Origin of the sequence: Massilibacillus massiliensis, from assembly GCF_900086705.1 — a bacterium.
GTDB lineage: Bacteria > Bacillota > Negativicutes > FLKF01 > FLKF01 > Massilibacillus > Massilibacillus massiliensis.
The window spans coordinates 2,626,846-2,639,509 of the sequence record NZ_LT575483.1 but is presented as its reverse complement, the minus strand read 5'-3'; the positions used below and the strand labels follow the sequence as shown (position 1 = coordinate 2,639,509).

General features: G+C 41.3%; 12 protein-coding genes. All 12 read right to left on the bottom strand.

The genetic code is table 11. From position 1 onward, the window contains the following. Nucleotides 1-70 precede the first annotated feature (70 nt). On the bottom strand, nt 71-706 hold the full coding sequence (locus BN6559_RS12720) for a pentapeptide repeat-containing protein (RefSeq protein ID WP_199883983.1): 636 nt from the start codon (nt 704-706) through the stop codon (nt 71-73). Nucleotides 707-804: 98 nt separating this feature from the next. Further along, complete coding sequence (locus BN6559_RS12715; RefSeq protein WP_199883982.1) at nt 805-1,650, bottom strand: aldo/keto reductase; 846 nt, start codon at nt 1,648-1,650, stop codon at nt 805-807. A 397-nt stretch (nt 1,651-2,047) separates the two neighbouring features. Next, nucleotides 2,048-2,395: a hypothetical protein gene (locus BN6559_RS12710; RefSeq protein ID WP_110955067.1), complete on the bottom strand. Its 348-nt coding sequence runs from the start codon at nt 2,393-2,395 to the stop codon at nt 2,048-2,050. Nucleotides 2,396-2,536: 141 nt separating this feature from the next. Next, entirely contained in the window at nt 2,537-3,574 is a 1,038-nt protein-coding gene (locus tag BN6559_RS12705; RefSeq protein WP_110955066.1) for a sensor histidine kinase, read from the bottom strand. Continuing rightward, the gene (locus tag BN6559_RS12700) at nt 3,571-4,245 is read right to left on the bottom strand and encodes a response regulator transcription factor (protein ID WP_110955065.1); all 675 of its coding nucleotides are present in this window, start codon (nt 4,243-4,245) and stop codon (nt 3,571-3,573) included. Before BN6559_RS12700 ends, BN6559_RS12705 begins: the two co-directional genes overlap by 4 nt. 512 nt (nt 4,246-4,757) lie before the next feature. Beyond that, complete coding sequence (locus BN6559_RS12690; RefSeq protein ID WP_110955064.1) at nt 4,758-5,513, bottom strand: NADPH-dependent oxidoreductase; 756 nt, start codon at nt 5,511-5,513, stop codon at nt 4,758-4,760. A gap of 341 nt (nt 5,514-5,854) precedes the next feature. Further along, a complete protein-coding gene (gene lpdA / locus BN6559_RS12685) occupies nt 5,855-7,270 on the bottom strand; it encodes a dihydrolipoyl dehydrogenase (protein ID WP_110955063.1) in 1,416 nt (471 codons plus the stop codon). Nucleotides 7,271-7,296: 26 nt separating this feature from the next. Further along, nucleotides 7,297-8,121 carry a lipoate--protein ligase family protein gene (locus tag BN6559_RS12680; RefSeq protein ID WP_110955062.1) on the bottom strand — a complete coding sequence of 275 codons (825 nt, stop codon included), beginning with the start codon at nt 8,119-8,121 and terminating at the stop codon, nt 7,297-7,299. Next, complete coding sequence (locus tag BN6559_RS12675) at nt 8,099-9,085, bottom strand: radical SAM protein (protein WP_110955061.1); 987 nt, start codon at nt 9,083-9,085, stop codon at nt 8,099-8,101. Before BN6559_RS12675 ends, BN6559_RS12680 begins: the two co-directional genes overlap by 23 nt. Further along, nucleotides 9,082-9,882 (bottom strand): radical SAM protein, encoded by an 801-nt coding sequence (locus BN6559_RS12670; protein ID WP_110955060.1) that lies wholly within the window; start codon nt 9,880-9,882, stop codon nt 9,082-9,084. Before BN6559_RS12670 ends, BN6559_RS12675 begins: the two co-directional genes overlap by 4 nt. Continuing rightward, the gene (gene gcvPB / locus BN6559_RS12665) at nt 9,870-11,321 is read right to left on the bottom strand and encodes an aminomethyl-transferring glycine dehydrogenase subunit GcvPB (protein WP_110955059.1); all 1,452 of its coding nucleotides are present in this window, start codon (nt 11,319-11,321) and stop codon (nt 9,870-9,872) included. The genes BN6559_RS12670 and gcvPB overlap by 13 nt, the downstream gene beginning before the upstream one ends. Continuing rightward, on the bottom strand, nt 11,318-12,664 hold the full coding sequence (gene gcvPA, locus BN6559_RS12660) for an aminomethyl-transferring glycine dehydrogenase subunit GcvPA (RefSeq protein ID WP_110955058.1): 1,347 nt from the start codon (nt 12,662-12,664) through the stop codon (nt 11,318-11,320). The genes gcvPB and gcvPA overlap by 4 nt, the downstream gene beginning before the upstream one ends.

Sequence of the window (12,664 nt, the reverse complement as noted above, 5' to 3'; positions counted from 1 at the left end):
TAGTCACACTTAAATATTTGAAATACAGCCATGCATTAGAATTAAAGTTCAGTACGTAGCTTCACCTACTTTATTCGTTAACAATGAGTCCAAACAGCCTTGCAAAGCCAATTGCTTGCTCAGATGAAATAATGCATCCTTTCGCATCTTCCTTGGTAACACCAATCTGGCTAAATTCACAACTACTTAAATCAATGCCAGCAAGTTTAGTCCCTGATAATTGCATCTTCTCTAAGTTTGAATCAGAAAATTCAACATTAAATAAGGTTGACATAGAAAAATCAGCATTTGCTAATGAACACTGTTGAAACTTTACCTGTTTACAATCCGCACTACGAAAGTTAGCATAGTCCCCATAACAGTGATCAAATAGTACGCTCCGCATTGTTGCTGACGTTAGATTGATCCCCATAATTTTGCAGTCAATCATTTCAACTCGATGCAAAATTGCTTCATCGAAATCTATATTCGATAAATCACATTTTTTAAAAATAACATTGAGCAATTCTAGTTTATTAAAATCAATTTGTTGAAACGTTACGTTTTCAAAGATTATTTTATTAAAAACAACCCGCTCTGCTGCTTGTTCTTCAATTATACAATCACCAATACTTCCAATTTCAAAATAATCCTCATTGCAGATCTTCCTATCTTTCAGAACAAGCTGCTCCAATTCTTTCGGGATATCCGGTGATAAAAGCTTCAATTTGCTTTTTAGTTTCTTAATTTTATTAACCTCCTTAATATAGTAACAAGAAAAAGGCAGAAATCTCAAAAAGCTTCTGCCTTTTTCCTATCAATATTTTAAAATTCTTCGTATGTTCTCGGGTCTTGATTATGTGTACGACCTGTTTCACTGGTGAGCCCAGAAATGACGTTCATTTCTGCTTCTGTCAATTTAAAATCAAAAATATCTAAATTCTCACGCTGATGTTTTTGCGAAGATGCTTTTGGAATCGGAATCGCCCCAAGCTGTATATGCCAACGCAAAATTACTTGAGAGATAGATTTTTGATGCGCTTTGGCAATGTCAGCAATTTTTTTATTTTCCAATATGCTGTTTCCCCGTCCTAAAGGGCTCCAAGATTCTGTTACAATGCCCTGCTCCCTATGCCAACGGTGCTGTTCTTCCTGATTAAAATAAGGATAAAGCTCAATTTGATTCATGCTCGGCTTTACACCAGTTTCTTTTATTAGCCGATCAATATGTTCCGGTAGAAAATTACAAACGCCGATAGACCGAATTAACCCCTGTTTCTGTGCCTCTATTAAAGCTTGCCAAGCCTCAACATACAAATTCACTCTGGGATTTGGCCAGTGAATCAAATATAGATCGTAATATTCCAGGCCTCCTCTATAAAGTGACTCCTGAATCGTCTGTATCGCTTCCTTATAAGCATGATGACGCCCCGGCAGTTTAGAGCAAATTAACAATTCTTCTCTTGGTATTGAACTTTGGCGAACAGCTTCTCCTACCGCTCCCTCATTTTCATAGTTAAATGCAGTATCAAGCAATCGATAGCCTATATCAATTGCATTTTTAATTGCATTTACTCCATCCCTACCATTTAGCTTATAGGTTCCAAAGCCAATGGCAGGGATCTCAAGACCATCGTTTAGCAATACTTTTGAAATTGTTTCATCCATCATCACACACTCTCCTTTTTCTGGTAAATATACTGAGCAGGAACGCTATTCACCAAGCTCTTTCCTTGCAAATCCACGCTATTATTTAATATATCCATTACTTTTAGTTAAAAAATGCCAATACTTTATTTATATTATACCTTTCTGAAAATAATTTGACCAGTATTATATAATTATTGCTTTCAACGAAAAAATAATGTATTTCACACAACTCTTATATAAGACAAAGCCGCTTGTAAATTCGATTAGAAAATTTACAAGCGGCTTCGTCTTTTTTATTCTTTCAATACCTAAAACGGCTTTCTCGAAAGTATTTTTTCATAAATATAGATAAGAAGTTCTTCTACTGCCTCATCGTTAAGCTTTTCAGGCAAAACCATATATTCTGTGTCATTTGCTACTAAGAAATCACACTAAAATCATCATAGTTAATCATTGTACCAACACCAAAATGAATATAAATTTCCGGATATCCTTCTACCGGAATCCAATAACCAATAATTGTTCTGCCTTGCGTTTCGCTTTTACAATATGTTGCTTTTTGAGATGCCAGCGCTTGATTTGCACGACACCCTTTGTGCTGTTCTGGTGTTCCAATCGAAGTACATTTAATTCCTGCAACACCGCCTACCTTACTGCAAGTCTCATTAACTGCTAATATATCTCTTTTTTTATGAACTAGCATAACTGGCTCAGGGAATTTCCCCCACATAAGATGAAAAGCTTCAATAACATTTGCGTCAATCATCGAATATGCCTCCTTATAATATTTTCATTACACAAGTAAGTATCTAAACTTTGACTATCGCTTCTAAACAACTAGCCAAGTTTCCTTACCTAAATCAATATATACTACCAATATGATCTCAATGTGTCCTAATCGCATCGTTTACTTCGGAAGTGTGACTGTAAAACAAGTTCCCTTTCCTTCGGTACTTTGAAAGATAATAGATCCATTACAAATTTCAACGATCTTTCTTACAATCGCTAAACCTAACCCATTCCCTGCTTCTGAGCGTGAAGAATCTCCTTTATAAAATTTTTCAAAAATACGAGGTTGAATACTCATAGGAATCCCTATCCCTTCGTCTTTTATCTCAACAATAACCGTATTGATTGAATCCTTAAGCGATACATAGATCGTTCCATAATTTTTTGAAAACTTGATTGCATTTCCTATTAAATTTATCCATATTTGCTGAAGCAGTTCTTCGTCACCCTCGTACCGTATCTTTGCTAAACAAATTTCCAATTCAATATTTTTATCAGACCAACATTCTTCAAGAAGAAGCAAGGTCTTTCTTATCTGTTCATCCAACGAAAAATATATTTTTTTATTTTGTATCAGTTGATGATCTAACCTTGATAACCTTAGCATATTACCAGATAAATGGATCAGTCTTTTCGATTCTTGAATGATGATATCCGTATATTCATCGAATATCTCTTTAGGCAGATCATTCTTTTTTATTAATTCTGCAAATCCTTGAATAGACGAAATCGGTGTTTTAAATTCATGTGATACATTGCTCATAAAATCTTTTCGCAAATATTCCATATTATTTAATTCTCTGACCATTAAATTAAAATTTTGTGCTAATATCCCTATCTCATCCTGGCTTTCATACGCAATCTGCACCGCAAAATTTCCTTTAGCAATCTCTTTCGTATGATTGCTGATTATTTTTATCGGCTCAGAAATATATTTTGATGCAAATACCATAAGAATTGAGCCTACACCAGCACACAACAATATCGTAAGACATAAAATCACAATTACCCCACGACTGCTGTCCATTGACATCATTTCAGATAGAGTCGGCGTTACAGCAATAATCACGCCTAAAGAAACCAAACAGGAAAAAAGCAAAATGCCAATAAATATCATCGTAAGCTTTGCCCTTATAGATTTAAATATCGTTTTCATACATTTTTCTCCACTTTATAGCCCAACCCTCTGATTGTAATAATCTTAAACGCTTGGACATCCTCAAATTTTTTGCGAAGTTTTTTTATATGGCTATCAACTGTACGCTCATCCACCTCTGTATCCATTCCCCATATCTCGTCCAATAATTGTTGCCGGGTGAAAATTTGCTTTGGGTAACTCAATAGTTTAAAAAGTAAATAAAATTCTTTTTTGGGTAATACAAAGACATTATCTTTTGTCGTTACGGAAAGCGCATCATAGTTTAGCACGACATCCCCCAGCCTAATAATATGTTCAGTGGAAATTTTTGCTCTCCTTAACAAGGCTGCTACACGTAAGAGCATCTCGTCCATATGAATCGGTTTTACCATATAATCATCTGCACCGACAAGAAAGCCTTTCTCTTTGTCCTCAAAACTTTCCTTTGCCGTTACAATGAGTATCGGAATATTAAAATTTGCTTCTCTCAGACTTTTCGTTAATTCATATCCATTTAAATGTGGCATCATAATATCACATATAATCAAATCAATATGGTGTAATTCTAGAGCCTCTAATGCCTTCATTCCATTCTCCGCTTGATACACACTATATCCTGCCCGTTCTAAATAGGCAGTCATAAGTTTTCTTATATTAATACCATCTTCAACAACAAGTATATGAAACATATCATGGCTCCCTTCACGCTTTTTTCACTCAAATATACTTGCACATAATTTATTATACCTTCTTTATATGATCTCAATATGACTATTTTAACCTTAGCAAATGTAATTACACAGAGAAGAGACCGCTTCCACCAGAGGCCTATTAAATACAGCCAAACTTATAGAAGAAAATCAAACGCTTTTTCGTCTCAAGGAATTAGAGTTTTTCGAAAAATTTTTTGATAAAATGGGCAACGTTTTCTTACTCGGGGCGGCAGTCTGCTTGAACAATTGAATTTATTACTTTCAATGAAAAATAATGTACTTCATGCAACTCCTAAAAAAGAAGAAGCCGCTTGTAAATTCGATTAGGAAATTTACAAGCGGCTTCTTCTTTTTTATTCTTTCATTATCTAAAACGGTTCTCACGAAAGTATTTTTTTACAACTATAGACTATCCCATCTATAAGATATGAGACTTCATCAGTGTCATATTTTTTTGTGTATCAATCTATTCCAGGTCATCAGTATCCTTATTTATCATTTGTAAAACCTTGCTTAATCAATGCGGGATATACTGCCGGAAAATACACTTGTTTATAAGCATCTGCAACTTGGCTGCTCCAATTTGTATCTTTCGCTGCACTTATACCGCTATCTTCGCGATCTCTATAATACGCCGTCATGCGCACATCATAGTCGTCAATTGCCTGTTTCATCTTTTCTCTCTGATAAGTTTCATGATGCGCAAAGACCTGCAATGGCATCCGTGGTTTTTTCTCTGACGAACCGGCAGGATACCCTACGACAAGTCCAACTACCGGAAATGTATGCGCCGGTAAATTCAACAGACGAATCATTCCTTCCGGATCTTTTCGAATTGCACCAATCGGTACAATGCCAAGTCCCATCGACTCTGCCGCCACAATCGCACCGCCCATAGCAAGCCCACAGTCAAACGTCCCGACCATTGTTCCTTCGATGCTTTCATGAATAATTTGCGGTTTTCCATTTTTCTCGCCTGCAATACCTGTTTTATAAAAATCAGCAACGAAAACCAAAAACACAGGTGCTTCAGCAATCCATTTTTGGTTTCCCGTCATTTCTGCTATTTTAGCTTTCTTCTCTTTATCCTTCACCACAATAATTGATAACTGCTGCCCATTAATAGATGTAGGCATAGCCTGCGCTGATACTAAAATTGCTTCAAGCATCTCAGATGGTATATCTTTGTCCAAATACTTTCGAATAGATCTATGATTTTGCATTGATTTTATTGTACTGTTCATCGCTAAACCTCCAAAATAATCTCTATCTATGAAAAATTTACTTGCACAGTCTCTTACCTTATATCATATTCCATCAAAGAAAAAAATACATCTTTTTTGTTAAATTTATAGGTACGATGTCAAATAAAAATATAAAACGATTCTTTATCATTCCATTTTATATTTTCTGGATTACTTTCTCAATTTATCTTAAAATTTTTTATTCTAGCATCATGGGGATAGTTTTAACGAGCCATTTAATATTTATGATGCATCTTAATAAATAAGATTTCTCTCAAAGCAATAGAACTCCTGCTAAATCAACAAAATTTTACAGGAGTTCTATTTATACTTTTATCAATCTACCTAGTTCCTAACTTCCGCCCCTTAAGCACCACTTGATGAATCATCATGCCATCTATTCCATGGGCGCTTTCCATCACTGCCTCAGATAAACTCGGATGTGGATGAATCGTCTTTGCAATATCCTCTGCCTTTAAGCCATTACGGATGGCGATTGTACCTTCCATGATGAGATCACTGGCGTGGGCGCCGAGGATGTGCAGGCCGATGACCTTATCATCGTCAGCATTGACAATGATTTTGACCAGACCATCCGGTTCTCCCATGGAAACGGCCTTGCCATTGCCGGCGAAGTTAAACTTGCTGACTTTGACCGAAATATTTCGCTCTGCTGCTGCCTGCTCCGTAAGACCGACCATCGCAATTTCCGGGGTTGTAAAGACACAGGCCGGCACAGCATCATAGTCCATTTTGCTGTCGATTCCCATTGCATTCTCAGCTGCAACCAGACCTTCGGCTGATGCAACATGCGCAAGCATATATTGCCCTGTCACATCACCAATCGCATAAATACCGGAAACATTGGTCTCCATCTTTTCATTGACACCGATACCTTTACGGGTATAGATAACGTCTGTATGTTCAAGACCAAAACCCGTGGTCACAGCTTGGCGTCCAGTCGCCGCTAACACTTTTTCAACAACAATTTGCTGCATGCCCTTGTCAGTATCTAAACTGACATTCATACCAGCTTCGCTTTCTTCAATCTGCAGCACTTTGCTTTTTGTCATCATCCTGATACCCTGCTTACGCAGCAACAATCCTGCGCGTTTGATGATATCCTGATCTGCACTCGGTAAAATCGTTGGCAATAATTCGACCACGGTAACTTCACAACCAAACGCCTGCAATATTGCCGCAAATTCAATCCCTACTGCGCCAGCCCCCATCACGAGCATACTTTTAGGGAGCTGCGTCATTGCGAGCAATTGATTGCTGTCGATGACGCCGGGCAAATCCATTCCCGCAATCGGCAAACGCATTGGCTGCGATCCCGTCGCAATGATCATCTTGTTCGCCTCATAGTTTATCTCGCCTTCTGCCTGCTCTACGCATAACCGATTTGCACTTTGAAATTTTGCCGTACCCGTGATGCAGTCAATCTGATTGCTTTTGATCAGCTGAGCAATTCCGCTTTGCATCTGATGAATCACTTGATTTTTCCGCTCCATGACTGCTGCAAAATTAAAACTGATCTGCTCTGCCTTCAGCCCAAATTCCGCACAAATTTTAAGCTCCTGCCATTTTTGCGCACTGTTTAATAAAGTTTTGGTTGGGATGCAACCGTGCTGCAAACAAACGCCGCCCAATTGATCTTTTTCAACCAGCAGAACCTTGCCGCCCAGCTGTGCCGCTCGTATGGCTGCAACATAGCCTCCCGGCCCGCCACCAACGACAGCTACGTCATATCGCATATTCCTTCCTCCCCGCTGTTTTCTTATCAACGCTGTCTATTCCAGGCATCCTGACTGTATTTTTCTGCTGCAAGCTGATTGCAAATATCCGTTTCTTCTGCTGTAAGCTGGTCTTCCACCAAATCTATATCTAAAGCGGTTGCAAAAGCTTCCGGCATAGGTCTGCATACCTCTTGCCAAGTAATGGGTCGTTTCAGAATTTCTTCAATGGAAGTAGCTCTGCAATTTAATAGCTCTATCATCTGCACCTTTTTCTCCGGCGTCATATTCTTTAATACATCTACAAATTTCTCAGCAGAAAATCGCAATAGTAACGAACCATGTTGTAAAATAACGCCGTTTTTCCGAACCTGCGCGCTACCTACAAGCTTCCGTCCTGCTACGGTAAGTTCGTAATAGGAGGGTGCATCAAAACAAGCCGCTGATACAGCCTGCTTTTTTTTCTGCCCATATGCCGCCGTTGGCACGGTCATTTCTGCTGTAATGCCAAGTTTTTCGAGACCAACGAGCAAGCCTTTACTTAAATAGCAATAAGAAGCTGTAATTGTTTTTGGAATATGCGGTGCATCTTCATGAACCACAATACTATAGGTCAATTCCGCATCATGCAGTACGGCTCTGCCGCCGGTCAATCTGCGCACTACATCAATGTTTGCCTCTTTGCATTTTGTTAAATCAATTTCTGACATTGCACGTTGAAAGTAACCTAAACTCACAGCGGCAGGTTGCCAACCATAAAACCTAAGGGTTGGCGGTACTTTACCGGCAATGTGGGCGGATAAAATCGCTTCGTCTACCGCCATATTGGTTGCAGCATCTGCAATGCCGCTATGTATGACGCGCCACTTCATACGCCTCTCCCCTCACAATCTCACTCTCTGCAATCGCCTGCTCTACTTCGGTCTGGGTGAGCGGTCGCGGATAGTTATAAAGTACTCCGCCAGGCCGTTCATTATAGTAGGGACGGTTACAATCCGCGCAACCACTGGTTTGAAAGGCCTGCCCATTCTTTAGCACCTGCAATAATTTTGCAATTGGCAACTGGAATGCAGTGATTCGGCCATTTTGATATACAATTCGATCTTGCTTATCACCATGTTTTAGTATTGCATGTGCAATTTGTATCCGCCGATATTGCCCAATCGTTGGCGGCAACGCATCGGCTAAAGCTGTGCCACGAATTGGAGTGAAAGCAAATAAACCAACGCAAATGCCCCGCTCGATACAGCGCAAAATTCTCTCAGTCATCTCTTGCTCGGTTTCACCCAAGCCTACGATAAGATGTGTCGTAACACGCCCCGGCAATGCTTTTGCACATGCACATAGCAAGTTCCATTTCGCAGACCAATCCCCTGTTTTCACTTTCTCATATACTTCCGGTGTAGCCGCATCGAGCGCAATACAAATTCTTTGCGCACCGTTTTCCACAAGTTCTTTTGCCTGTTCTACGGTATCCAAATGACTCGAAACACAAATCGGAATTTTACTGTGATGATGCAGTGCATCTAAAGCTTGCATCGTTTCACCCCAGCTATGCTCACTGTCAACAATCTGCAAACAAGCACGTTTGATCCTGCCTGCCTGATGTTCACTTGCAATCCCCTGCACCGCCTCTTCACAAGCAACAGACGGCCAGGTGATCCGGGAAAGCAGATTGGTTCGTGCAGTGCTTTCCTGCGACTGCGCACAAAATCGACAATGATTTTTACACTTTTCTCCGAGCATAATATACGCAGTGGTCGGCAAATCTTTTGCCTTCATTTTTTTCTTACCGATCACACACGCCGTCCCCGCCGATAACTTCCAAACATTCATAATACACAGCACTCCTCACTGCGATGAATTGTCAGCCCCAATGTTTTCGCCAATTCTACTGCTTTGGGCGTAGGATTCACAATCGTATCCAAACCGATTTTTACTGCCCATTGGTCAATCTCATTCCGATAACGTCCACCTGGACGCATACAGCCCAAGTGGATAGGAATTTCCGGACAAGTTCGCCGTGCCCACTTTAGTAACTTGACGACCTCTTCCATTTTAGGCGGCAAACGATCTGCATATTGCGTACCGCGCGTAGGAGTGAAAATGATGAACGTCAAGCCATCCATTCCGAGCTTTTGCAAAAGTTCGAGTGCCTTATATTCTCCTTTAATCTCGCCACCATGCAGTCCAATGCAAATATGCGGCATGACGTTGACCTTCTGCCTAAGGGCCTGATAGCAGTGCATATAATCTTCCACATTTTTTTGCAAGCCGAATACCTCACGAATCGTCTCCTGATCACCTACAAAATCAAAAGAAACAAAATCTGCGATCTCCGCGATTTGATCAATTTCTTTTTGATTGATTAAGCCTACATGAAGGTTGTAACGTCTGCCTTTCTTAGCTGCTTTCAATTCTTTCATATGCGCACCAATTGGAACACGACCGCCCGCTTCGCAGCCTCCACTAATTAAAAAACTTTTGGCATCGCTTGCCTCAATTGCCGAAATCGGCAGCATTTGTTTTAGATAATGCCCCCCGCAATGCGCACAATCCTGCGCGCATTCCTGCGCAGTGACACTGACCGACTTTGTCTGATTTGGATAGCTGAAACAGATTATCCCCGCCATCTTACCACCGGTTTTCGCGCGGCCAGCGTTTCATCCAATCGTCCAACGACCGTTGTATGCGGTGCACTTTGGATCTCGGCTGCATTCGTTTCAGCCTCTTGGGCAATCTTCAGCATCACGTCGATAAACGCATCCAGAGTTTCCTTGCTTTCCGTATCCGTCGGCTCGATCATCATCGCTTCCTCAACAATCAACGGAAAATAAATCGTTGGCGGATGATAGCCATAATCGAGTAAACGTTTGGCAAGGTCTAATGTATGTAAACCATATTGCTGCTGTTTTTTCGATGTCAAAATACATTCATGCATACAGAAACGCTCAAACGGTGCATCATACGCGCCTTTTAACTTTTGCTGACAATAGTTCGCATTCATGACAGCATCCAGACTGGCTTGCCGCAAACCCTCTGCGCCCAAAGCAAGGATATACGCATACGCGCGTACAATCACACCAAAATTTCCATAAAAAGAATGTACCTTTCCAATTGAAAGCGGTCGTTTTTCCTCTAATAGATACTGGCTGCCATCCCATGTAATCATCGGCACCGGTAAAAACGGAGTCAAGCTCTTTTTGACACCAACAGCGCCCGCCCCCGGTCCGCCACCGCCATGTGGTGTGCCAAAAGTCTTATGTAAATTAAAATGCACTACATCAAACCCCATATCTCCCGGTCTGACGATTCCCATAATCGCATTGGCATTCGCACCATCATAATATAAAAGTCCGCCTGCCTCATGTACGATATCAGCGATTTCACTGATTTTCGTTTCAAATAGACCTAACGTACTCGGATTCGTCAGCATAAGTGCCGCCGTATCCGAACCAACGGCTGCTCGAAGTGCATCTACATCAATGGATCCATCTGCACATGATTTGATTTCCACAATTTCAAGTCCGCATACCGCAGCCGAAGCTGGATTGGTACCATGCGCCGAATCCGGTACGATCACCTTCGTCCGATCCTGTCCTCGATATCGATGATAGGCGCAAATCAGTTTAAGCCCTGTCAATTCACCATGCGCACCGGCAACTGGTTGCATCGTTACCGCATCCATTCCCGCAATCTCGGCAAGATATTGCTGCATATCATACAGGATTTTAAGTGCACCTTGCACACTTTCAGGCTGTTGCAAAGGATGTAAAGAAGCAAAACCGGCATACCGACAAACATCTTCATTGACTTTCGGATTATATTTCATCGTACACGAACCCAACGGATAAAATCCAGAATCCACACCAAAATTACGCCCTGATAACGCCGTATAATGGCGCATTAAATCCAGCTGACTAAGTTCAGGCAGAGGTGCAGGCTCCGCGCGAAGAAATTCTTTGGGAATCAGTGTATCGATCGCTTCTTCCGGCACATCGCAGCTTGGCAAATCGATCGCACAGCGACCTGTTTTACTCGTTTCAAAAATTAAGGCTTGTGCTTTTCTCATAAGATCGCCCCCAATTTTTCTACCAATCGATGGATATCTTCGTGTGTTCTATTTTCTGTTACGCAAAGCAGCATACAATTTTCAAGTTCCGGATAATACCGCCCCAAATCCAACCCGCCAATGATGTTTTCTTGCAGCAATGCAGCATTGATCTCCTGAATCGGGTGTGCACACTGTATCACAAACTCCTTAAAATAACTTGCCCCAAAGGCAGTACACACACCTTTTAATTTCGTTAATTCTCGTTGCGCATAGTGCGCTTTTTGCAAGGATAGTGCGGCTACCTGCTGTAAGCCCTCTTTCCCCACTGCACTCAAATACACGGCTGCGGTCAAAGCACATAAGGCCTCATTCGAGCAGATATTGGACGTCGCCTTCTCTCTGCGAATATGTTGCTCACGTGCCTGCAAAGTCAGCACAAACCCACGATTTCCTTCATGATCTACCGTTTGCCCGACAATTCGCCCCGGCATCTTGCGCATCAACTTTTCGCTCGTTGCAAAAAAGCCTAAATAAGGACCGCCAAAAGAAACTGGCAAGCCTAAAGGCTGACCTTCGCCAACAACAATATCTGCACCAAGCACGCCCGGTGCTTCTAACAGTCCTAAGGAAATCGGATCTACTGCTACGATAAGCAGTGCCCCCTGTGCATGTGCAAGTGCCGCTATCTCTCTTATATCTTCAATACAGCCAAAGAAATTTGGCGATTGTATCACCACTGCCGCTACATTTTTATTGAGCAGCTGCCCGCATTTTTCTTTATCAATCGTGCCATCTATGTAATCAAATTCCGTTATTTTATCATCCCGATCCATGCCATAAGTATGGAGCACATCGCGATAATTTGGATGTACGGTGCGGGCGACCAAAATTTCACGCCGTCGCGTAACCCCACAAGCCATCATCGCGGCTTCCGCTAAAGCAGTACCACCGTCATACATAGAAGCATTCGAAACTGCCATGCCGGTTAACTGACAAATCATCGTTTGATATTCCCATAATGCCTGTAAATATCCCTGCGAGATTTCCGGCTGATATTGTGTATAAGCGGTATAGAACTCTGAACGCCTGATGACATGATCAACGACACTCGGAATGTAGTGATCATATGCACCTGCGCCCAAAAAGCAAGTATACGATTGCAGATTTGCGTTTTGCTTTGCTAAGCTCTGCAAAGTTCTTACCAGCTCTGGTTCCGATCGTGCAGCCGGCAAATCTAAGGAACGCTTACATCGTAAAGTTTCCGGAATATCACGAAATAATGTTTCGGTATCTTCCACACCGATTTCTGCAAGCATAGCATGGCGATCTTCATCAGTATGAGGCAAATAGCTCCAAGCCAT